18 protein-coding genes are annotated in these 21,611 nt (G+C 69.2%); 9 read left to right on the top strand and 9 right to left on the bottom strand.

The window, feature by feature from the left end:
* Positions 1-97 precede the first annotated feature (97 nt).
* Positions 98-1,753, top strand: a complete 1,656-nt coding sequence (ettA, locus tag BOQ54_RS10905) for an energy-dependent translational throttle protein EttA (protein WP_071923903.1) — start codon at positions 98-100, stop codon at positions 1,751-1,753.
* A 49-nt stretch (positions 1,754-1,802) separates the two neighbouring features.
* On the opposite strand, the gene trhA is transcribed toward ettA, so the two are convergent.
* Together trhA and BOQ54_RS10895 are read right to left on the bottom strand one after the other, a co-directional pair.
* A complete protein-coding gene (trhA, locus tag BOQ54_RS10900; protein ID WP_055458060.1) occupies positions 1,803-2,462 on the bottom strand; it encodes a PAQR family membrane homeostasis protein TrhA in 660 nt (219 codons plus the stop codon).
* A gap of 231 nt (positions 2,463-2,693) precedes the next feature.
* Positions 2,694-4,229, bottom strand: coding sequence for a DEAD/DEAH box helicase (locus tag BOQ54_RS10895; protein WP_071923901.1), 1,536 nt, complete (start codon positions 4,227-4,229; stop codon positions 2,694-2,696).
* Positions 4,230-4,654: 425 nt separating this feature from the next.
* Here BOQ54_RS10895 and BOQ54_RS10890 point away from each other — a divergent pair, with 425 nt between their 5' ends.
* The 4 genes from BOQ54_RS10890 (at position 4,655) to BOQ54_RS10875 (ending at position 7,976) form a co-directional block, all read left to right on the top strand.
* A complete protein-coding gene (locus BOQ54_RS10890; RefSeq protein ID WP_055458062.1) occupies positions 4,655-5,605 on the top strand; it encodes an ABC transporter substrate-binding protein in 951 nt (316 codons plus the stop codon).
* Between the two features lie 111 nt (positions 5,606-5,716).
* Positions 5,717-6,493 carry an ABC transporter permease gene (locus BOQ54_RS10885; protein ID WP_055458063.1) on the top strand — a complete coding sequence of 259 codons (777 nt, stop codon included), beginning with the start codon at positions 5,717-5,719 and terminating at the stop codon, positions 6,491-6,493.
* Positions 6,490-7,275: an ABC transporter ATP-binding protein gene (locus BOQ54_RS10880; protein ID WP_019401448.1), complete on the top strand. Its 786-nt coding sequence runs from the start codon at positions 6,490-6,492 to the stop codon at positions 7,273-7,275. The genes BOQ54_RS10885 and BOQ54_RS10880 overlap by 4 nt, the downstream gene beginning before the upstream one ends.
* 134 nt (positions 7,276-7,409) lie before the next feature.
* Positions 7,410-7,976: an HdeD family acid-resistance protein gene (locus BOQ54_RS10875; protein WP_055458064.1), complete on the top strand. Its 567-nt coding sequence runs from the start codon at positions 7,410-7,412 to the stop codon at positions 7,974-7,976.
* A gap of 3 nt (positions 7,977-7,979) precedes the next feature.
* On the opposite strand, the gene BOQ54_RS10870 is transcribed toward BOQ54_RS10875, so the two are convergent.
* From BOQ54_RS10870 to hutI, 7 genes are all read right to left on the bottom strand, one after another.
* Positions 7,980-8,552 carry a HutD/Ves family protein gene (locus BOQ54_RS10870; protein WP_071923900.1) on the bottom strand — a complete coding sequence of 191 codons (573 nt, stop codon included), beginning with the start codon at positions 8,550-8,552 and terminating at the stop codon, positions 7,980-7,982.
* 5 nt (positions 8,553-8,557) lie between these two features.
* On the bottom strand, positions 8,558-9,697 hold the full coding sequence (locus BOQ54_RS10865; RefSeq protein WP_245316198.1) for an acyl-CoA dehydrogenase family protein: 1,140 nt from the start codon (positions 9,695-9,697) through the stop codon (positions 8,558-8,560).
* Positions 9,694-10,854 (bottom strand): CaiB/BaiF CoA transferase family protein, encoded by a 1,161-nt coding sequence (locus tag BOQ54_RS10860; RefSeq protein ID WP_210187181.1) that lies wholly within the window; start codon positions 10,852-10,854, stop codon positions 9,694-9,696. The genes BOQ54_RS10865 and BOQ54_RS10860 overlap by 4 nt, the downstream gene beginning before the upstream one ends.
* Before the next feature lie 10 nt (positions 10,855-10,864).
* Positions 10,865-12,529: a urocanate hydratase gene (gene hutU / locus BOQ54_RS10855; RefSeq protein WP_071923897.1), complete on the bottom strand. Its 1,665-nt coding sequence runs from the start codon at positions 12,527-12,529 to the stop codon at positions 10,865-10,867.
* 106 nt (positions 12,530-12,635) lie between these two features.
* A complete protein-coding gene (gene hutG / locus BOQ54_RS10850; protein ID WP_071923896.1) occupies positions 12,636-13,463 on the bottom strand; it encodes an N-formylglutamate deformylase in 828 nt (275 codons plus the stop codon).
* Positions 13,460-15,007, bottom strand: a complete 1,548-nt coding sequence (gene hutH, locus BOQ54_RS10845) for a histidine ammonia-lyase (protein WP_071923895.1) — start codon at positions 15,005-15,007, stop codon at positions 13,460-13,462. The genes hutG and hutH overlap by 4 nt, the downstream gene beginning before the upstream one ends.
* Before the next feature lie 40 nt (positions 15,008-15,047).
* Positions 15,048-16,256 (bottom strand): imidazolonepropionase, encoded by a 1,209-nt coding sequence (gene hutI, locus BOQ54_RS10840; protein WP_071923894.1) that lies wholly within the window; start codon positions 16,254-16,256, stop codon positions 15,048-15,050.
* Positions 16,257-16,500: 244 nt separating this feature from the next.
* Between hutI and BOQ54_RS10835 the strand changes: the two genes are divergently transcribed.
* The 4 genes from BOQ54_RS10835 (at position 16,501) to BOQ54_RS10820 (ending at position 21,573) form a co-directional block, all read left to right on the top strand.
* A complete protein-coding gene (locus BOQ54_RS10835) occupies positions 16,501-17,862 on the top strand; it encodes a formimidoylglutamate deiminase (protein WP_071923893.1) in 1,362 nt (453 codons plus the stop codon).
* Between the two features lie 6 nt (positions 17,863-17,868).
* Positions 17,869-18,597: a histidine utilization repressor gene (gene hutC, locus BOQ54_RS10830; protein ID WP_071923892.1), complete on the top strand. Its 729-nt coding sequence runs from the start codon at positions 17,869-17,871 to the stop codon at positions 18,595-18,597.
* A gap of 315 nt (positions 18,598-18,912) precedes the next feature.
* Positions 18,913-20,889 carry an acetyl-CoA carboxylase biotin carboxylase subunit gene (locus BOQ54_RS10825; RefSeq protein WP_071924477.1) on the top strand — a complete coding sequence of 659 codons (1,977 nt, stop codon included), beginning with the start codon at positions 18,913-18,915 and terminating at the stop codon, positions 20,887-20,889.
* A 246-nt stretch (positions 20,890-21,135) separates the two neighbouring features.
* Positions 21,136-21,573 carry a DUF1489 family protein gene (locus tag BOQ54_RS10820; protein WP_019403517.1) on the top strand — a complete coding sequence of 146 codons (438 nt, stop codon included), beginning with the start codon at positions 21,136-21,138 and terminating at the stop codon, positions 21,571-21,573.
* The last annotated feature ends 38 nt before the right edge of the window (positions 21,574-21,611 follow it).

Raw genomic sequence — 21,611 nt, 5'->3', positions numbered from 1 at the left:
CTGATAACTCGTGGCTCGAATTTCCGATGCGGCCGACAGTTCCCGCGTGCGCGGTGCACGCCGGGAGCATGCGGTCCTTTCGTTGAGAGAGACTTGAATGGCCTCCTATCAGTATGTCTACCACATGCGCGGCCTGTCGAAGACCTACCCTGGCGGCAAGAAGGTCCTCGACAACGTGCACCTGTCCTTCTACCCGGGCGCCAAGATCGGCGTGCTGGGCGTCAACGGCGCCGGCAAGTCGACGCTGCTCAAGGTCATGGCCGGGCTCGACAAGGAGTTCACGGGCGAAGCCTGGGCGGCGGAAGGCGCGCGCGTCGGCTACCTGCCGCAGGAGCCGCAGCTCAACCCGACGAAGACCGTGCGCGAGAACGTCATGGAAGGGGTCGCCGGTGAAAAGGCAGTGCTCGAGCGCTACAACGAGCTCGCCATGAACTACTCGGACGAGACGGCCGACGAGATGACGCAGCTGCAGGACGAGATCGAGGCCAAGGGCTTGTGGGACCTCGATTCCAAGGTCGACCAGGCCATGGATGCCCTGCGCTGCCCGCCGGACGATGCGGAGGTCGCCTCGCTGTCGGGCGGCGAAAAGCGTCGCGTTGCGCTGTGCCAGCTGCTTCTCGCCCAGCCGGACCTGCTGCTGCTCGACGAGCCGACCAACCATCTCGACGCCGAGACGGTGGCTTGGCTCGAAGGGCACCTCAGGACCTACCCGGGTGCGATCCTGATCGTCACCCACGACCGCTACTTCCTCGACAACGTCACGGGCTGGATCCTCGAACTCGACCGCGGCCGCGGCATTCCGTACGAGGGCAACTATTCCTCGTGGCTGGAGCAGAAGCAGAAGCGCCTCGCCCAGGAGGGCCGCGAGGAGGAGGCGCGCCAGCGCACGCTGGAGCGCGAGCGCGAGTGGATCTCGGCCTCGCCCAAGGCTCGCCAGGCCAAGAACAAGGCGCGTATCCAGCGCTATGAGGAACTGGTGCGGAAGGCCTCGGAGAAGGCGCCCTCGACGGCCCAGATCGTCATCCCGATTGCCGAGCGGCTGGGCAACAACGTTATCGAGTTCGATGGCCTCACCAAGGGCTTCGGCGATCGGCTGCTCATCGACGGGCTGTCGTTCAAGCTGCCGCCCGGCGGCATCGTCGGCGTCATCGGGCCGAACGGCGCGGGCAAGACGACCCTGTTCCGCATGATCACCGGTCAGGAGACGCCGGACGCCGGCACTATCACCATCGGGGAATCGGTCAAGCTCGGCTATGTCGACCAGTCGCGCGACGCACTCGACGACAACAAGACCGTCTGGGAGGAAATCTCCGGCGGCAACGACGTCATCTATCTCGGCAAGCGCGAGATCAACTCGCGGGCCTATTGCTCGGCCTTCAACTTCAAGGGCGGCGACCAGCAGAAGAAGGTGGGCATGCTCTCGGGCGGCGAGCGCAACCGCGTGCATCTCGCCAAGATGCTGAAGTCGGGCGCCAACGTCCTGCTGCTCGACGAGCCGACCAACGACCTCGACGTCGACACCTTGCGTGCGCTGGAGGAGGCGCTGGAGGATTACGCCGGCTGCGCCGTCATCATCAGCCACGACCGCATGTTCCTCGACCGCGTCGCCACCCACATGCTCGCCTTCGAGGGCGACAGCCATGTGGAGTGGTTCGAGGGCAACTTCGAGGACTACGAGGAAGACAAGAAGCGCCGCCTCGGCATCGATTCCACGATCCCGAAACGTATCCACTACAAGAAGTTCTCGCGCTGAGAGAGACCCTTGTTGCGAGCGCCCGCAGGATGATCCCGCGGGCGCTTTTCTATGCGCTCAGGACGGGGGTCAGCGCGCGCAGCACAGCTGCATAGTGCACGCCGGCGGCGGCGACGACGAAGCCGTGCCAGATGGCCGCCTGAAAGGGCAGGCGTTCGGCAAGATGGAAGACGACGCCGACCGAATAGAGCACGCCTCCGACGGCGATCAGCGCCAGCGTGGTCAGGCCGAGCGCATCCGTCAGCGGGGCAACGGCGACAGCGCCCGCCCAGCCCAGCGTGAGATAGGCGGCGATCGTCAGGCGGTCGAAGCGGCGCGGGAAGAACAGCTTCAGGCAGGCGCCGGCGATGGCCGCGAGCCAGACGAAGCTCGTCAGGCCGACGGCCCAGGGGCCGCCGAGGCCGAGCGTCGTGAAGGGCGTGTAGGTGCCGGCGATCATCAGGAAGATGCCGGCCTGGTCGAACTGGCGCAGCTTCTCCTTGCGCGGCGACGCCGGCGCCAGATTGTAGGCGCAGGAGCAGCCAAGCATGACGAAAAGGCCGAGCGTGTAGAGCGCCACGGCGGGCAGGGCACCATAGGCGCCGCCGTGCAGCACGATGCCGACGAGCACCACCGCGCCGACGCCGGCGGCAACAAGGCCTATGACGTGCACGACCGCATCGGCCACGATCTCGCGGCGCGTGCGCGGCCGGCACGCGAAGGTCGACAATCTCCTTGCTGATCCGGTCGAGCCGGACGACGCGCGCGTCATGCCCCTGGCCGTGAGCTTGGTTGCTGCCTCACGGCACAGGGTGGATGCCGATCATGGCAGCATGCTGACGGCACGAGCCGGCGCTGCTGATCCCGTCTGTCGCAAGTCGGGTGTGCCCGACTTGCTCCTTCCGGACCCCGTCCCGGGCGAGCCCGAGCGTGGCGACGGGAGGTTGCCGGCCGGCGTGCTTCAGCGCGACGGGCCGTCGCCGCGGCGGCGGGCCGGGCGCATGAAACCGATGCCGTCCATGCGCTCGGCGCCGGCCGGGCCATGACCCTGGCCCTGACCACGGTGGTGGTCGCGCTGCTGCGGCTTGCCGCTGCCCTGCGCGGCCTTGGCCGGCCGCTGGCCATCACGGCGGGACGCACCGTCCTGCTGGCGCTGGCCGTTGCCCTGGCCGAGGCCGCTGCCGTGACCATGGCCGTTGCCGTGACCCGGCGCCTTGCCGGCACTGTGGTGGCCCGGCTGCGGCGTGTTGCGGCTGCCGCGCGGAGAGTGCCGGCCCCTGCCAGTGGCGTTCTTGCCGGGGCCGTTCCTGCCGCCGCCGTTGCGGCCCTGTGGGCGGGCTTCGGCGGGCTCCTCCGGCTCGGCGCCCGGATTGGCGCGCCGGTCGGTTGCCGGGATCTTCTGGCGCGTCAGCTTCTCGATGGCCCGGAGATAGGCGCGCTCCTCACCGTCACAGAAGGAGATGGCGCTGCCGTCGGCGCCGGCGCGGGCCGTGCGGCCGATGCGATGCACGTAGGATTCCGGCACGTTCGGCAGGTCGAAGTTGATAACGTGGGTCACGCCGTCGACATCGATGCCGCGGGCGGCGATGTCCGTCGCAACAAGGATGGGCGTCTCGCCGGTGCGGAAGCTGCCGAGCGCGCGCTCGCGCTGCGACTGGCTCTTGTTGCCGTGGATCGCCGCGGCCCGGATGCCGTCCTGTTCGAGGTGGCGCACCACGCGGTCGGCGCCGTGCTTGGTGCGGGTGAAGACGAGCGCGCGGCCGAGCTTCTCGCCCTTCAGGATCTCGGCGAGGAGGTTACGCTTGCGCGCCGTCTCGACGAAGATGACGCGCTGGTCGATGCGCTCGGCCGTCGTCGCGACCGGCGTCACCGAAACCTGCACCGGGTCGTGCAGCAGGTCGGACGCAAGCGCGGCGATCTCCTTCGGCATGGTGGCCGAGAAGAAGAGGTTCTGGCGCTCCTTCGGCAGGCGCTGCACGATCTTCCGGATGGCGTGGATGAAGCCCATGTCGAGCATCTGGTCGGCCTCGTCGAGGACCACGACCTCGGTCTCGGCAAAGCTGACGGCACCCGTCTGCATGTGGTCGATCAGCCGGCCGGGCGTCGCGACCAGCACGTCGAGGCCGCGCGCCAACGCATCGGACTGCGGCCGGTGGCCGACGCCGCCGAAGATCACGGCGGTGCGCAGGTTGAGGTGGCGACCATAGGTGCGGAAGCTCTCGCCGATCTGGCTGGCGAGCTCGCGCGTCGGACTCAGCACGAGCACGCGGCAGCGCCCACGGCCCGGGCGCTTCGGCGCGCTGGCGAGGCGGTGAAGGATGGGGAGGGCGAAGGCCGCCGTCTTGCCCGTGCCCGTCTGGGCGATGCCGAGCAGGTCGCGGCCGGAGAGGACATGGGGAATGGCCTGCGCCTGGATCGGCGTCGGCTGCTCGTAACCCTCGCTCTCCAGTGCCTTGAGCAGCGGTTGGGCGAGGCCGAGATCGGAAAATGAAGTCACTTATCGTCTTTCATGGTGCGCGCCGGACACGCCGCCGGCAACGAGCCGAAGCGGGCGCACGAACGCGGGGAAACGAACGCCCCGCGTGAATTGGGCTGTTCCGGAAGGATCGGTCGCCGGACGAACGGCTCAATCGACGAATGAACGTCGCTCACGCAGCCGAACGTGAAAGGGAAACGATGCGACCCGCGCCACATGTGTCCCCTGGCGGGTGCTTTGTCAAGGACGCCGACCGGCTAGCCGCATTGTACCAACCGCATGGGACTGCACGTACACGGCCGCCTAGCAAGGCCTCCTTGCCGCCCAGACAGGCAGATGCCCGGCCTGCGTGGGAAAGTGTATGCAGTTATGTCTAGACAATTGACAGCGGGGCTGCGGCGTGCTGCCATTCGATGAAGAGGGGTCAACGGACCGGGAGACACGTCATGAAGCGCACTTCGGCATTCGGGCTCGCTGCAGCGATCCTCATCGGCGCGGCGGGCACCGCATCGGCGGCCAACACGCAGGTGGTCATCGGCATGAGCGGCTGGACGGGCTTTGCGCCGCTCACGCTCGCCAAGGAGGCCGGCATCTTCGAGAAGAACGGCCTCGACGTCACCATCAAGAAGATTCCGCAGGCGAGCCGGCACCTCGCCATCGCCTCGGGCGACATCCAGTGCGCCGCGACGACGGTGGAGACCTGGGTGGCGTGGAACGCCAACGGCATCGCCACCAAGCAGATCTTCCAGATGGACAAGTCCTACGGCGCCGATGGCATGGTTGTGCGCAACGACATCCAGTCGATCAAGGACCTGAAGGGCAAGAGCGTCGCGGCCTCCGCGCCGGGCACCTCGCCCTATTTCGTGCTCGCCTGGATGCTGAAGCAGAACGGCCTCTCCGTGAAGGACGTCAAGGTCGTCAATCTCGAGCCCGGTCCCGCGGCCCAGGCCTTCGTCGCCGGCCAGAACGACGCGGCCATGAGCTACGAGCCGTATCTCTCGACCGTGCGCGACAAGCCGGAGGCCGGCAAGATCATCGCCACGACGCTCGACTATCCGGTCGTCATGGACACCTTCGGCTGCACGCCGAAGTTCCTCGAGGAGAACCCGCAAGCGGCCAAGGCGCTCGCCGACAGCTACTTCGAGGCGCTCGACATGATCAAGGCCGACGAGAAGAAGGCCTTCGAGATCATGGGCGCCGACGTGAAGCAGACGGGCGAGCAGTTCGGCAAGTCGGCCCAATACCTGCGCTGGCAGGATCGCGAGGCCAACCGGACCTTCTTTTCCGGCGAGTTCGAGAAGTTCTCCAACGAGGCGGCCGATTTGCTTCTCGAGATCGGCATCATCAAGCAGAAGCCGGACATTTCGAAGATCGTCGACACCAGCTTCATCAAGTGAGCCTTCGGCGGCTTCACCTGAAGCCCGCACCTTCCATGCGACCGGCCGCTCCCTCGCCAGCGAGGGGGCGGAGTGGGCGCGGCTGACCGGAAACGGCACGAGCGGAACGTCATGCTGAGACCACTGGAACCGATCGGGCAGGGCGCGCGCATCGTCCTCGGCATCTCCTTCTTCATCCTCTTCGTACTGGGCTGGGGCTTCGCCACCTTCGGCGGCTATGTCTCCCGCACATTCCTCGCCGATCCGCTCACCATGGTCGCGGACGGCTGGGCGCTCCTAGCCGATCACGGCTTCCTGTTCGACATCGGCGTCACCATCTGGCGCGTGGTCGGCGGCTTCGTGCTGGCGGCCATCGTTGCCGTGCCGCTTGGCATCCTCATGGGCGCCTACAAGCCGATCGAGGCCTTCTTCGAGCCCTTCGTCTCCTTCGCGCGCTATCTGCCGGCCTCGGCCTTCATCCCGCTCCTCATCCTGTGGGCGGGCATCGGCGAGGTGCAGAAGCTGCTCGTCATCTTCATCGGCTCGGTGTTCCAGATCATTCTCATGGTCGCGGTCTCGGTGGGCTCCACCCGGCGTGACCTCGTCGAAGCCGCCTACACGCTCGGCGCACGCGACACGGGCATCGTGCGCCGCGTCATGATCCCGGCCAATGCGCCGGAGATCGCCGAGATCCTGCGCCTCGTCCTCGGCTGGGCGTGGACCTATGTCATCGTCGCCGAGCTCATCGGCTCCTCGTCCGGCATCGGCCACATGATCATCGACAGCCAGGCGCTGCTCGCCACCGGCCAGATCATCTTCGGCATCATCGTCATCGGCCTCATCGGCCTCGTCTCCGATTTCCTGTTCAAGGCGGCCAACCGCTGGCTCTTCCCGTGGAGGCTCGCGTGACCAAGCTCGTCATCGACAACGTCTCGCGCATCTTCCCGGGGGTGCGCGGCGGGGCGCCGGTGACGGCGCTGACGCCGACGAACCTCTCGGTCGCGGCCAACGACTTCATCACCATCCTCGGCCCCTCCGGCTGCGGCAAGTCCACGCTGCTGCGCATCGTCGCCGGGCTCGACAGGCCGAGCGCGGGCGAGGTGCGGCTCGACGGGCGCCGCATCACCGGCCCCGGTGCCGACCGGGGCATGGTGTTCCAGTCCTACACGCTCTTTCCCTGGCTCACGGTGGCGCAGAACATCGCCTTCGGCCTCAGGGAGAAGGGCCGGCGGGAAGCCGAGACCAGGGACATCGTCGCCTCCTATATCGACAAGGTCGGCCTCAGGGGCTTCGAGAACCACTGGCCCAAGCAGCTCTCCGGCGGCATGCAGCAGCGTACGGCGATTGCCCGCGCGCTCGCCAACGACCCCGAGATCCTGTTGCTCGACGAGCCCTTCGGCGCCCTCGACAACCAGACCCGCTCGCTGATGCAGGAGTTGCTGCTCGGCATCTGGGAGCGCGAACGCAAGACGGTACTTTTTGTCACCCATGACATCGAGGAGGCCATCTTTCTCGCGTCACGCGTCATCGTCATGTCGGCTCGGCCGGGGCGCATCAAGGCGGACCTCGCCGTCGACCTGCCGCACCCGCGCGATTACAAGATGAAGACGAGCCCCGAATTCTCGGCGCTGAAGGCGAGACTTACGGAAGAGATCCGTGTTGAAGCGGTGCTGGCGGCGACAGAACACTAAAATTTACGGAAAACTGCGCCGCGCATTTCTTTGCCATTGTTCGGCCTGGGCGCTATCCTTACCAAGTATCGGGTGAGTCGGGCTGCTGTCCGGGCCCGCTTCCCGTCCCTCAGGCGGACAGTCGCGGGGGAGCAATGGCCAATACGCTCAACGAGAGTCCGCTCGGCGTGGCCGTCGGCGAGGTGCGGGCGAAGTGGGGCTGGTTCGTCGCGCTCGGCGTCGGCCTGCTCGTCTTTGGCGGCATAGCCTTCGCGCATCTCTTCGTCGCGACGGTCGCCACGGTCTATTACGTCGGCGCGCTCATGCTCGTCGGCGGCATCATCGAGATCGTGCATGCCTTCGGCGTCAAGACTTGGGGTCGCTTCTTCTTCTGGCTTGCGAGCGGCCTCATCTACGCGGTGGCCGGTTTCTTCGCCTTCTACAACCCGCTTCTCGCCTCCGGCGTGCTGACGCTGCTGCTCGCCGTCTCGCTCATCGTCGCCGGCCTCATCCGCATCTGGGTTGGTTTCAATGCCCGACCGGAGAAGGGCTGGGGCTGGATCGTCGCCGCCGGTCTGCTGACGCTTCTCACGGGTCTCATCATCGCGGCCGGCTGGCCGGTCAACAGCCTGTGGGTGCTGGGCCTGCTGCTTGCGATCGATCTCATCTTCCAGGGCTGGGCCTTCATCGCCTTCGGCCTCGCCCTCAAGGCGGCGCGCTGAGCGTCAGAGGCGCCAGAGGTCGACCGTGTAGACAGTTGCGGGGCCGTCGGCTGCGAGGCTGACGGCCTCCTCGTCGATGACGACGGTGTCGGCGGGGTTCAAGGCCGCCGTGCCGTCATCCGTCCGAAGGGTGACGGCCTCGCGCGTCGCGATGACGAGGAGGAGGTCGCCGAGGCGCGGCAGGGCGCGCGGGCTTTCGACCGCGACCCGCTGCACATGGTGGCGCCAGCGCCCGCGGCGCGTCATCACGTTGAGGTCGGTGATCGGGGCGCCGGCGAGACGCCCGGTCACGGCGACATCGGCCGGGAAAGCACAGGGCGGCGTCGCCGCATCGATGAGGACCTCGCCCCGGCCGTCGAAGGCGAGGGTGAGCGCCGGGCCGTCGAGGAGCGACAGCGTGCGGTCGATCCCCGGAAAGACCGAGAACGGCCCGTCGCTCGCCACGCGCGCCATGCTCACGCGCCAGTCGAAGGTCTCGAGCCCGGCCCCTTCGGGGAAGGCGGCGATCTCGGTGGTCTCGCCGCCGCCGTTCTTCCACGGCATGACGCGATAGTCGCTGGCCCGGAGAATACGCATCAGCCTCACCCCAGCAGATGGCGCGCGATGATGTTGCGCTGGATCTCCGAGGAGCCCTCGTAGATGCGGAAGATGCGGCAGTCGCGCATGTAGCGCTCCAGCGGCAGTGCCGTGGTGAAACCGTAGCCGCCGTGGATCTGGAGCGCCTTATCGGTCACGCGGCCGACCATCTCCGAGGCGTGCAGCTTGGCCATCGATGCTTCCATGGAGAAGCGCTCGCCGGCCTCGCGCTTGCGCGCGGCGGCAAGGCCAAGCTGGCGCGCGGCGGCGATATCGGTCGCCATGTCCGCCAGCATCCATTGCAGGCCCTGGAAATGGGCGATCGGCTCGCCGCCCACCTTGCGCTCTCTTGCCCAGTCGAGCGCCGCGGCCAGTGCGGCCTGGGCGATGCCGACGGCGCAGGCAGCGATCTCGAGCCGCCCGGCGTCGAGCACCTTGAGCGCGGTGCGGAAGCCCTTGCCCTCCTCGCCGAGGCGGTTCTCTGCCGGCACGACGCAATCGAGCGAAACCTCGAAGACATGGCCGCCGCGCAGGCCCATGGTCGGCTCGGGCGCGGAGCAGCGCACGCCGCCCGCCTTCGGCTCGACGACGAAGGCCGAGATGCCGCGCGCGCCGGCGGCCATGTCCGTCTTGGCATAGACGACGATGAAATCGGCCTCGCCGGCATTGGAGATGAAGTGCTTGGTGCCGGTGATGCGGTAGCCGTCGCCCTCGCGCACGGCCCGCGTCGTCATGTCGGCCGGGTTGGAGCCGGCGCCGGGCTCGGTGAGGCCGAAGGCGCCGAGCGCCTGGCCGGCGGCCGCGGCCGGCAGGTAGCGCTGCTGCTGCTCCGCCGTGCCGCCGATGAGGATGGAATCGGTCGCGAGCCAATGGGCCGTGACCATGGAGGCCGTGGAGCCGCAGGCCCCGGCGATGGCCGCCACCGCCTCGAACAGGGCCGTCGCCGGCAGGCCGATGCCGCCGCAGGCCTCGGGCAGGTTGAGGCCCATGATGCCCATCTGCGCAAGCTGCGGCAGATGCATGGTGGCCGAGCGGCCCGTGCGGTCGATCTCCGCGGCGGCCGGGGCAAGCTCGTTACGACTGAAGTCGGCCACGGCCTCGACGAGGGCGGCGGCGTCCTCGGCTGTCATCGCGGGAGCGTTCACGTCCGGTCCTCCAGGTCGGCCAGGATGGCGGCGCGGTCGCCGTCGAGGCGGGGGGCGGCGGCAAGGCCACCGCGCGGCGCGCCGGCGAAGCGTGCCGGCTGCTCGGGCACCTGCCGCATGCCGGCACGAGCGTCGCTCACCTCCTGCAGGAGGCCGCGGGCCTCGGCATGCGGGGAGGCGAGGGCCTCGGCCATGTCGTTGATCTCGGCGGCGGGCACGCCGTGGGCGACGAGGGCCTCCACGGCCTCGCGTGCGCCGAGCCGCCGCGACCAGCCCTCGATGAGGGCGCGCAGCGCCCCCTCGTTGGCGAGGCGGTCGCTGTCGGTGGTGAAGCGCGGGTCCGCCGCAATCTCGGGCGCGCCGATGCAGGCGGCGAGCCGCTGGAACAGCTTGTCGTTGAGCACCGCGAGCACGAAGCTGCCGTCGCGCGCCGCAAAGGCGCCGAAGGGCGCGGACAGGGGATGGCGGTTGCCGACGCGCCGCGGCGCCTCGCCCGTCGCGAGATAGCGGGCGACGACGAGCGGCTGCAGGGCCACCATGGCGTCGAACATGGCAAGGTCGATGTGGCGGCCGCGCCCCGTGCCGTGGCGCTCATGCAGGGCCACGAGCACCGCCCACGAGGCGAAGAGGCCGGCGGCGACGTCGGCGATGGATTCGCCGACGAGGGTCGGCGGCCCGTCCGGCTCGCCCGTCACGGCCATGATGCCGCTCATCGCCTGCAGGATGACGTCGTAGGCCGGGCGCTTCGCCAGCTCCCCCTCCTGGCCGAAGCCGGAGATGGAGGCATAGACGAGGCGCGGGTTGAGCGCGGACAGCTGCGCCCAGCCGATGCCGAGCTTGTCCGCGACGCCGGGGCGGAAGTTTTCGACGACCACGTCCGCCCGGGCGGCCAGCGCATGGGCGACGGCGAGATCTTCTGCCTTGGCGAGGTCGAGGACGATGGAGCGCTTGCCCCGGTTCACCGTGGCGAAGAGCATGCTTTCGCCCTCGACGAAGGGGCCGATGTGGCGATAGTCGTCGCCGCCGGGAGGCTCGACCTTGATCACCTGCGCGCCGAGGTCGGCGAGGAGGGCGGTGCAATAGGGGCCGGCCAGCACGCGGCTGAAATCGAGCACCCTGAGATCGGCCAGCGGCTTCATGGCAGCGCCTCCGCTCATGTCGTTCGCCTCAGGGAAGGCTCGGCAGGTTGAGGCCGTGCTCCCTCGCGCATGCGATGGCGATGTCGTAGCCGGCGTCGGCATGGCGCATCACGCCGGTCGCCGGATCGTTCCACAACACGCGCTCGATGCGCCGCTCCGCCTCCGGCGTGCCGTCGCAGACGATGACCATGCCCGAGTGCTGCGAAAAGCCCATGCCGACACCGCCGCCGTGGTGCAGGGACACCCAGGTGGCGCCCGAGGCGCAGTTGAGGAGAGCATTGAGCAGCGGCCAGTCGGAGACGGCGTCGGAGCCGTCCCGCATCGCCTCCGTCTCGCGGTTGGGCGAGGCGACGGAGCCACTGTCGAGATGGTCGCGGCCGATGACGATGGGGGCCTTCAACTCGCCTTTCGCCACCATCTCGTTGAAGGCGAGGCCGAGGCGGTGGCGGTCGCCGAGGCCGACCCAGCAGATGCGCGCCGGCAGGCCCTGGAACTTGATGCGCTTCTCAGCCATGTCGAGCCAGTTGTGCAGGTGCTTGTTGTCCGGCAGCAGCTCCTTCACCTTGGCATCGGTCCTGTAGATGTCCTCCGGATCGCCCGACAGGGCCGCCCAGCGGAAGGGGCCGATGCCGCGGCAGAACAGCGGGCGGATGTAGGCGGGCACGAAGCCGGGGAAGTCGAAGGCGTCGGCAACGCCTTCCTCGAGCGCCATCTGGCGGATGTTGTTGCCGTAATCGACGGTGGGCACGCCCATCCTGTGGAAGGCGAGCATGGCGCGCACGTGCTCGGCCATGGAGGCCTTGGCGGCCTTCGTCACCACCTTCGGGTCGGCCTCGCGTTTTTCTTCCCACTGCGCGAGCGTCCAGCCCTTCGGCAGGTAGCCGTTGACGGGATCGTGCGCCGAGGTCTGGTCGGTGACGCAGTCGGGCCTCACGCCGCGGCTGACCAGCTCCGGCAGCACCTCGGCGGCATTGCCGAGGAGCGCGACCGAGACCGGCTTCTTCGTGCGCGTGGCCTCCTCGATGATGGCGAGCGCCTCGTCGAGGTCCTTGGCCTGCACATCCACATAGCCGGTGCGCAGGCGGAACTCGATGCTCGACGGGCGGCATTCGATGGCGAGGCACGAGGCGCCGGCCATCACCGCGGCGAGCGGCTGGGCGCCGCCCATGCCGCCGAGGCCGGCGGTGAGGATCCAGCGGCCGGAGAGGTCGCCGCCGTAGTGCCGGCGCCCCATCTCGACGAAGGTCTCGTAGGTGCCCTGCACGATGCCCTGCGAGCCGATGTAGATCCACGAGCCGGCTGTCATCTGGCCGTACATCATGAGGCCTTTTCGATCGAGCTCGTTGAAATGGTCCCAGGTGGCCCAGTGCGGCACGAGGTTGGAATTGGCGATGAGCACACGCGGCGCATCCGGATGGGTGCGGAAAACGCCGACCGGCTTGCCGGACTGGACGAGCAGCGTCTCGTCCGCCTCGAGTTTCTTCAGCGCGGCGACGATGCGGTCGAAGCTCTCCCAGTCGCGCGCGGCGCGGCCGATGCCGCCGTAGACCACGAGTTCGCCCGGCTTCTCGGCGACGTCCGGGTCGAGGTTGTTCATCAGCATGCGCAGTGGCGCCTCCGTCAGCCAGCTCTTGGCGCTGATGTCGCTGCCGCGGGGGGCGCGGATGACGCGGGCATTGTCGATGCGGGTCATGGGGCGAGCTCCGTCATAACGGTGTTTGATGAGGATCGCGCGAAAGTGGTCGGGCGTGGATGCCCGGGACGGGCGCGAGCATGACGGGAAAGAAGCGTCGGCAGCATCAGCGGGCCCCCCTCGCGAAATCGATGCAGGCTTCGAGAATGCGGGTGAGAGCGACGCGCATGGGGGCGGCATAGGCCTCGTCGTAGGCCGCGGGCCAGGAGGTTTCGTCCACGGGGCCGACCGGCTCGCGCATGTAGCCGCGGCAGGCGAGCTCCATCTGGATGGCATGGACGCCGTCCGCCGGGTGGCCGTTGTGGCGGGTGATGAAGCCGCCCTTGAAGCGGCCGTTGACCACGTGGCTGCGGCCGGAGGTGGCGCAGATTTCCGCGACCCTGGCCGTCAGCGCCGGATCGCAGGTCGTGCCGCCGTTGGTGCCGATATTGAAGTTGGGCAGTTCGCCCTCGAAGAGCCTCGGTATGCGCGAGCGGATCGAGTGGCCGTCGTAGACGACGATGCGCGGATGGAGCGCGCGCAGGCGGGCGATCTCGTCGGCGAGCGCCTTGTGATAGGGCTCGAAGAAAAGCGCCTTGCGCCTTGAAATCGAGTCGGATTCGGGCTCCCGACCCGGCTCGTAGAGCGGCTCGCCGTCGAAGGTCGTCGTCGGCACGAGTTCCGTCGTCGCCTGGCCGGGATAGAGCGAGGCGCCGGAGGGATCGCGGTTGACGTCGATGACCGTGCGCGAGATCGCCGTGTGCACGACGGTCGCGCCGAGGCCGGCGGCGAAGTCGTAGAGCCGCTCGATCCACCAGTCGCAGTCCTTGCGGGCGCGCCACGAGGAGACGAGGCCGGCGGCGTATTCCTCCGGGATGTCGGTGCCCGTATGCGGCAGGCTGACGAGGAGCGGGGCCTCGCCGCGGGTGACGGTAAGGAAGGAGGGCGTGCTCACGGCTCGTGCTCCGTCACGGCCGGCAGCGCCGCACCCACGGCCGCCGCGAGGGCGCCGGAGCGGACGAGATCGGTCGCCACCGCGATGTCGGGGGCGAAGTGGCGGTCGTCGGCGAGGTGCGGCACGCGCGCACGCAGCAAGGCGCGCGCCTTCTCCAGCGGCTCGCTCGAGCGCATCGGGGCATGGAAGTCGCAGCCCTGGGCGGCGGCCAGAAGCTCGATGCCGATGACGGCCGCGGCATTCTGCGCCATCGGGATGAGCCGGCGGGCGCCGTGCGTCGCCATGGAGACGTGGTCCTCCTGGTTGGCCGAGGTCGGGATGGAATCGACGCTTGCCGGATAAGCGCGCTGCTTGTTCTCGGAGACGAGGGCGGCGGCCGTGACCTGCGGGATCATGAAGCCTGAGTTGAGTCCGGGCTTCGGCGTGAGGAAGGCCGGCAGGCCGGAGAGGGCCGGATCGACCAGCATGGCGATGCGCCGCTCCGCGAGGGAGCCGATCTCGCACAAGGCCATGGCGATCATGTCGGCAGCGAAGGCGACGGGCTCGGCGTGGAAATTGCCGCCGGAGATGACCTCGCCCGCCTCCGGGAACACGAGCGGATTGTCGGAGACGCCGTTCGCCTCGGTGGCGAGGAAGTCGGCGGCCTTGCGCAGGAGGTCGAGGCAGGCGCCCATCACCTGCGGCTGGCAGCGCAGGCAATAGGGGTCCTGCACCCGGTCGTCGTTTGCGAGATGCGAGGCGCGGATGGCCGAGCCGGCCATGAGGGCGCGCAAGGCGGCCGCGGTCGCCGCCTGGCCGCGGTGGCGGCGCAGGCGCTGGATGCGCTCGTCGAACGGCCCGTCGGAGCCCTTGGCGGCATCGGTGGCGAGCGCCCCGGTGACGAGGGCGGCCTGGAAGACGCGCTCGGCCTCGAACAGCCCGGCGAGCGCCAGCGCCGTCGACACCTGCGTGCCGTTGAGAAGGGCGAGCCCCTCCTTCGGCCCGAGCACGAGGGGCGTGAGGCCCGCATCGGCCAGCGCCTTGTCCGCCGGCACGCGAGCGCCCTCGACGAAGAATTCGCCGACGCCCATCAAGGCCGCCGTCATGTGGGCGAGGGGCGCGAGGTCGCCCGAGGCGCCGACCGAGCCCTGGCCGGGCACGACGGGCACGAGGCCCTTGCCGAGGCAGGCAAGGAGGTGGTGGATCGTCTCCCAGCGCACGCCGGAGGCGCCTTGCGCGAGGCTCGCGAGCTTCAGCGCCATGACGAGGCGCACGACCGGCACGGGCAGCGGTTCGCCGACGCCGGCGGCATGGGAAAGGACGATGTTGCGCTGGAGCGTGGCGAGATCACCGGCCTCGATGCGCACGCTCGCCAGCTTCCCGAAGCCGGTGTTGATGCCGTAGACCGGCTTGCCCTTGGCGATGATGGCATCGATGGTGCGCGCCGCGGCTTCGACGGCCGGGCGGCACGTGTCGTCGAGAGCAATCGGGGCGCCGAGATAGACGCGGCGCCAGTCGGCGAGGGCGACATTCCCGGGGTGAAGGGTGATCGTCTGTTCGGTCATGTCAGGTCACCGGAGGTAGCGGCGGAATGGCCAGAGAACTTCACTTTCCCCTCCAGACCCGGGCGTGGAGCGGATTGAAACCGATGCGATAGACGAGCTCGGCCGGGCGCTCGACGTTCCAGATGGCGAGGTCGCACCACTTGCCGGCTTCGAGCGTGCCGACCTCGCCGAGGCGGCCGAGCGCCCGTGCGGCCTCGCGCGTGACGCCGGCGATACATTCCTCGACCGTCAGGCGGAACAGCGTCGCGCCCATGTTCATGGTGAGCAGCAGCGAAGTCAGCGGCGAGGTGCCGGGATTGCAGTCGGTCGCGAGCGCCATGCGCGTCCCGGCGGCGCGGAAGAGCTCGACTGGCGGCTTCTTCGTTTCGCGGATGAAGTAGAAGGCGCCGGGCAGCAGCACGGCGACCGTGCCGGCGGCGGCCATGGCGGCGGCACCTTCCTCGTCCGTATATTCCAGATGGTCGGCGGACAGCGCGCCGAAGCGGGCGGCGAGTGCGGCGCCGTGGAGGTTGGAGAGCTGGTCGGCGTGCAGCTTCACCGGCAGTCCGCGAGTCCTTGCAGCCTCGAAGACCCGCGCCGTCTCGTCAGGCGAAAAGGCGATGCCCTCGCAGAAGGCGTCGACCGCATCGGCGAGGTCTTCGCCCGCGACGGCCGGCAGCATCTCGTCGACGACCGTCGCGATATAGGCGGCCTTGTCGCCGTTCGCCTCCGGCGGCAGGGCGTGGGCGCCGAGGAAGGTGGTGGTGACGGTGACCGGGCGCGCCTCGCCCAGCCGGCGGGCGGCGCGCAGGCTGCGCAGCTCGGTGTCCCTATCCAGGCCGTAGCCGGACTTGATCTCGACCGTGGTGACGCCTTCGGCGATGAGATGGTCGAGACGGGGCAGGGCACTTGCGACGAGGTCGTCTTCGCTTGCCGCACGGGTCGCCTTCACCGTGGAGACGATGCCGCCGCCTGCGCGAGCGATCTCCTCGTAGCTCGCGCCCGCAAGGCGCATCTCGAATTCCTGCGCACGGTCGCCGCCGAAGACGAGATGGGTGTGGCAGTCGACGAGGCCGGGGGTGACCCAGCGCCCGGCGCAGTCTATGCGCTCTTTCACCTGGAGTGACAGCGGCAGATCAGCCATCGGGCCGGCATAGACGATGCGCCCGTCCTTGCAGGCGAGCGCGCCCTGATCGACGATGCCGAGCCCCGACGTGCCTTCAGCGAGCGTCGCCAGTCGTGCGTTGATCCACAACCTGTCGGCGTCCATGCGGCCTGCTCCCGTCCGTTATTATTGTCTATACATAATCAGCCTGCCGATTTATTGTCTAGACAAAATTGCATGCCGTCGCGCACACTGCCCGTGGCATGAGCGGCCTTTGGCGCTCGTCCTGGCCGTTCTTGCCCCCGACTGTCCGCGCTTTCGGCCTTGCGCCATCGGCGCGGCGTGGATGTGCGCGACAGGCGCGGGGCATGACGGTTGTGGACGCGGGTCGCTGTCAGGGGGAAAGATCATGCAGAAGCTGTTCTTCGATCATGCCCTCCTCGGCGAGGGCTGGGCCGACAATGTCACGATCACCCATGAAGCGGGCACGATCGCGGCCATCGAACGCGACAGCACGCAAGGCGACGCCGCCTATGGCGGCTCCATCGCGCTTCCGGGACTGCCGAACCTGCACAGCCACACTTTTCAGCGTGGCATGGCGGGCCTTGCCGAGACGCGCGGTCCCTCCGGCGACAGCTTCTGGACCTGGCGGCAGGTGATGTACGGCTTCCTCGGCGCCCTGACGCCCGAGGACGTCGAGGCCATTGCAGCCTATGCTTTCCTCGAGATGCTGGAGGGGGGCTTCACCGCGGTGGCGGAGTTCCATTACCTCCATCACGGCCCGGACGGGGCGCCCTATGCCAATCTCGCCGAGCACTGCGAGCGCATCGCCGCCGCCGCCGAGGCGACCGGCATCGGCCTCACGCTCCTGCCGGTGTTCTACGCGCAGGGCGGTTTCGGCGGCCAGCCCGCGGGCGAGGGCCAGCGGCGCTTCCTCAACGATCCGGTACGCTTCGCGCAACTCCTCGAGGGTGCACGCAAGGCGGTCGCGTCCCTGCCCGATGCACGGGTCGGCGTCGCGCCGCACTCGCTGCGCGCCGTCACGCCTGAAAGCCTCGCCGCGATCCTGCCGCTCGCCGGGGATGGGCCGCTCCACATCCACATCGCAGAGCAGGTGAAGGAGGTGGAGGACTGCCTCGCCTGGTCCGGCCTGAGGCCGGTGGAATGGCTGATGGACAACGTGCCGGTCGATGGGCGCTGGTGCCTCATCCACGCCACGCATCTGACCGACGCGGAGGTTGGCGGCATCGCCCGCTCCGGCGCCGTGGCCGGCCTTTGCCCGATCACCGAGGCCAATCTCGGCGACGGCATCTTCGCCGGGGTGGAATTCGCTGGGCAGGGCGGGGTCTATGGCGTCGGTAGCGATTCCAACATCGAGATCACGGCGCCGGGCGAGCTTCGACAGCTCGAATACAGCCAGCGTCTTGCCCTGCGCGGCCGCAACCTCATGGCGCAAAGGCAGGGCGAATCGACCGGCCGAAGGCTCCATGACGAGACCTGCCGCGGCGGCGCGCGCGCGCTCGGCCGCGCCATCGGCGCGCTCGCTCCGGGCCACCGCGCCGACATCGTCGTGCTCGACGGGGCTCACGTCGATCTTGCGCCCATGCGGGGGGACCGCTGGCTCGACGCCTATCTCTTCGTGGCCGGCAAGGCGGCGCTCGACCGTGTCTATGTCGGCGGCCGGCAGGTCGTCGCGGGTGGCCGGCACGCGGCGCGCGAGGCGATCGAGGCGGCGTACCGGCGCACGCTCGCCCGGCTCGTGAAGGCATAGGAGACGGTGGTGAGCATCGCCGAACCGCTGCCGCGCTATGCCGAGATCCGCCGGGCGCTGGAGGAGAAGATCCTCTCCGGCGAGTGGCCGCCCGGCCATCGCGTGCCCTCCGAGCACGACCTCGTCGCGCAGTTCGGCTGCTCGCGCATGACGGTGAACAAGGCCATTTCGGCGCTGGCGGCGGCGGGGCTGGTGGTGCGGCGGCGCCGCTCCGGCTCCTTCGTCGCGGCGCCGAAGTCGCAGGAGACGGTGCTCGAGGTCCATGACATCAAGGCCGAGATCACCGGTTCCGGCCGTGCCTACCGCTACGTGATCCTCGACCGCGAGCGCCGGCGGGCGCGGCCGGAGGATCTTGCGCGGCTCGGGGCGGCCAGGGGCAGCTTCGACGTGGAGGCGCTCACGGTGCTGCATTTCGCCGACGAGCGCCCCTTCGTCCATGAGAGGCGGCTGATCAACCTTGCCGTGGTGCCCGCTGCCGCGCGCGAGGCCTTTGCTGCCTCGCCGCCGGGCACCTGGCTGCTCGAGCAGATCCCCTGGACCGAGGCCGAGCACATCATCCGCGCCGAAAACGCGGGGGCGGACGTGGCCCATCACCTTGCCATCGCCCGCGGCGCGGCCTGCCTCGTCGTGGTGCGGCGCACCTTCCAGGCCGGGGCGACAATCACGGCAGTGACGCTGACCTATCCCGGCGAGCGCCACCAGCTTGTGGCGCGCTTCAGCCCCGCGACGCGGTGAGGGATCGGCTGGCGGCTCGAGAGCCATGTTCCCCGGAGGCATGCAGCGAAGCGGACCGTCATCCGGGGGCCAGCGAATGAAACCTGCCGAAGGCGCTTTTGACAAAGGCCCCTGGACCTGCACCGCACTCCTTCGTGCTGCGGCGCCTCCAGGGAACGAGACGTGACCGCCGAGCCTGCCCCGCGCAGATGCCAAGGCCGGATGCCGTGCATTGCGGCATGGCGCTTATGGGCGGGCTATGGTCTGTTGGCCGCGAAAGCGACATGATTTGCCGCCGGACCAACCGGCGCGCCCGTGATCGAGGGAGATGACTTCGTGCTCGACAGCGTCCTCATCGCCAACCGGGGCGAGATCGCCTGCCGCATCATTCGCACGGCGCGGCAGCTCGGCATGCGCACCATCGCCGTCCATTCGGATGCGGATGCCGACGCGATGTTCGTGCACATGGCGGACGAGGCGCATCGCATCGGCCCCGCGCCGGCGGCCGAGAGCTACCTTCTCATCGACCGCATCATCGCGGTGGCGAAGAAGACCGGCGCCGCCGCCATCCATCCGGGCTACGGCTTTCTCTCCGAGCGGGCGGAATTCGCCGAGGCGTGCGCCGCGAACGGCATCGTCTTCGTCGGCCCGCCAGCCTCCGCCATCCGCGCCATGGGGCTGAAGGACGCGGCCAAGGCGCTCGTCGAGAAGGCGGGTGTGCCGGTGGTGCCGGGCTATCACGGCGCCCGGCAGGAGCCTGATTTCCTGCGCCAGAAGGCCTACGAGATCGGCTATCCCGTGCTCATCAAGGCGGTCGCCGGCGGCGGCGGCAAGGGCATGAAGCGCGTCGACAAGGCGGCCGAGTTCGACGCCGCGCTCGAGAGCGCCCAGCGCGAGGCGCAGAGCGCCTTTGGTGACCCGCGCGTGCTTGTCGAGAAATATGTGCTGTCGCCACGGCACATCGAGATCCAGGTCTTCGCCGACGGGCACGGCAATGTCGTGCACCTCTTCGAGCGCGACTGCTCCCTGCAGCGCCGCCACCAGAAGGTGATCGAGGAGGCGCCGGCGCCGGGCATGACCGAGGAGATGCGCGCCGCCATGGGGCAGGCCGCGACGGAGGCGGCGCGGGCCGTCGGCTATGTGGGGGCCGGCACGGTCGAGTTCATCGCCGACGGGCGCGAGGGCCTGAGGCCGGACCGCTTCTACTTCATGGAGATGAACACGCGCCTGCAGGTGGAGCATCCGGTGACGGAGGCGATCACCGGGCTCGACCTCGTCGAGCTGCAGTTCCGCGTCGCCGCGGGCGAGGCCTTGCCCTTCACGCAGGAGGACCTTGCGATCGCCGGCCATGCCGTTGAGGCGCGGCTCTATGCGGAGGATCCCGAAAAGGGCTTCCTTCCGTCGACCGGCAAGCTCTGGGCGCTCGATTTCGGTGCGGGCGACGACATCCGCATCGACACCGGCGTCGCCGCGGGCGACGCAGTGACACCCTTCTACGATCCGATGATCGCCAAGGTCATCGCCCATGCGCCGACGCGCGCCGAGGCGCTCGACCGGCTGGCCGAGGCGCTCGGCGGCACGACGGTCGCGGGGCCGAAGACCAACATCGCCTTCCTCAAGGCGCTGTGCGAGGCGCCGGAGTTCCGGGACGGGCGTTTCGACACGGGCTTCATCGACCGCAACATCGAGGCGCTCGGCGCCGTGCCGCGGGGCTTCGATGCCGCCGCAGCGGCGGCGGGGGCGCTCGCCCTCGTCCACCGCGAGCGCGAACGCATCGCCTTTTCCGCCGCATCCTCCCTGCGGGACGAGGAGGCGGGCGGCTGGTGGGCCGACGACGGCTTCCAGCTCGTCGGTGCGCGGCGCACCGGCCTGCCGCTTCTCGTCGAGGGCGAGCGGGTCGAGGCCGTGCTCGAGTACGGCCCGGACGGGCCGGCCGTCGCCTTTCCCGGCCATCCGGTGCCGGAGGGCGAGCACGATCTCACGCTGGTCGAGGCGGACGCGGCCATGCTCGTCCTCGCCGAGGGCCGGCAAACGAGCGTCAGGATCTACGACCCCTTCGCCGTCGACCTCGAGCACATGGACGGCGATGGCCTCGTCAAGGCGCCGATGCACGGCAAGCTCGTCGCCGTCTTCGTCGGCGTCGGCGACCGGGTCGAGAAGGGCGAGCGGCTCGCCGTGGTCGAGGCGATGAAGATGGAGCACGTGCTCGTCGCCCCCTGCGCCGGCACGGTGAGCGAGATCGCCGCCGAGCCGGGAGCGCAGGTGGGGGAAGGGGCGCGGCTCATCGTGATCGTGACGGAGGAGGAGGGGTGAGCGCATGGCGCCGCGTTCTCGGGGCCTCCTATAAATCGGCGGAAAACGAACCGGAACAGCCACGGTTGCTGACCGGGGGCGTCGACAGTAGCGTTGTGCGCGGGGGCATGGACGATACGAAGAAGGAAACCTGAGCGGTCCGGCGCCGGCCGCCAACGAGCGGGCTTTCCCGTTCCCACCCATTATCCCCCGCCCCGTGCACCGTCCCCGTTGCCTTGCGCGGCGCCGGCGCTAGATAGTTGGGCCATGGCCCTCCATCTCATCAAGCTCTGCGTCGGGGCAGAATCCATCCGCGACCTCGAGGAGTGGATCGAGGAGCGCATGCGCGAGCGCCGGCGGCAGAAGCTGCCGCAGGAGCAGCTGCACACGACGCGCATGGTGCCCAAGCGCGTCGAGGAGCTTCTCGACGGCGGATCGCTCTATTGGGTCATCAAGGGACAGCTTGCCTGCCGCCAGCGGCTCGTCGCCATCCGCCCCTTCACCGATGGCGAGGGCATCTCGCGCTGCCATCTCGTCATGGAGCCGGTCGTCGTGCCGGTTTCGCCGCGGCCGTATCGTCCCTTCCAGGGCTGGCGCTATCTCACGGCCAAGGATGCGCCGCCCGACCTCGGGGACGGCAGCGCGAGCGCAGCCGAGATGCCCGAGGAACTGCGGCGGGAACTCGCCTCCCTCGGCCTCCTGTAGGTTGCGTGCGCACCCGCACCGCTTTGGCACAGCCTTGC

It is taken from the genome of Chelatococcus daeguensis, from assembly GCF_001887265.1.
Lineage (GTDB): Bacteria > Pseudomonadota > Alphaproteobacteria > Rhizobiales > Beijerinckiaceae > Chelatococcus_A > Chelatococcus_A sambhunathii.
The sequence above is the reverse complement of the archived record's forward strand: the minus strand, read 5'-3'. Positions and strand labels throughout refer to the sequence as shown.

Excerpts from the sequence above, each read along its gene's own strand:
- ettA (WP_071923903.1), top strand. The coding sequence starts at position 98 with ATGGCCTCCTATCAGTATGTCTACCACATGCGCGGCCTGTCGAAGACC.
- BOQ54_RS10890 (WP_055458062.1), top strand. The coding sequence starts at position 4,655 with ATGAAGCGCACTTCGGCATTCGGGCTCGCTGCAGCGATCCTCATCGGC.
- BOQ54_RS10885 (WP_055458063.1), top strand. The coding sequence starts at position 5,717 with ATGCTGAGACCACTGGAACCGATCGGGCAGGGCGCGCGCATCGTCCTC.
- BOQ54_RS10875 (WP_055458064.1), top strand. The coding sequence starts at position 7,410 with ATGGCCAATACGCTCAACGAGAGTCCGCTCGGCGTGGCCGTCGGCGAG.
- BOQ54_RS10870 (WP_071923900.1), bottom strand. The coding sequence starts at position 8,552 with ATGCGTATTCTCCGGGCCAGCGACTATCGCGTCATGCCGTGGAAGAAC.
- BOQ54_RS10860 (WP_210187181.1), bottom strand. The coding sequence starts at position 10,854 with ATGAGCGGAGGCGCTGCCATGAAGCCGCTGGCCGATCTCAGGGTGCTC.
- hutU (WP_071923897.1), bottom strand. The coding sequence starts at position 12,529 with ATGACCCGCATCGACAATGCCCGCGTCATCCGCGCCCCCCGCGGCAGC.
- hutH (WP_071923895.1), bottom strand. The coding sequence starts at position 15,007 with ATGACCGAACAGACGATCACCCTTCACCCCGGGAATGTCGCCCTCGCC.
- hutI (WP_071923894.1), bottom strand. The coding sequence starts at position 16,256 with ATGGACGCCGACAGGTTGTGGATCAACGCACGACTGGCGACGCTCGCT.
- BOQ54_RS10835 (WP_071923893.1), top strand. The coding sequence starts at position 16,501 with ATGCAGAAGCTGTTCTTCGATCATGCCCTCCTCGGCGAGGGCTGGGCC.
- BOQ54_RS10820 (WP_019403517.1), top strand. The coding sequence starts at position 21,136 with ATGGCCCTCCATCTCATCAAGCTCTGCGTCGGGGCAGAATCCATCCGC.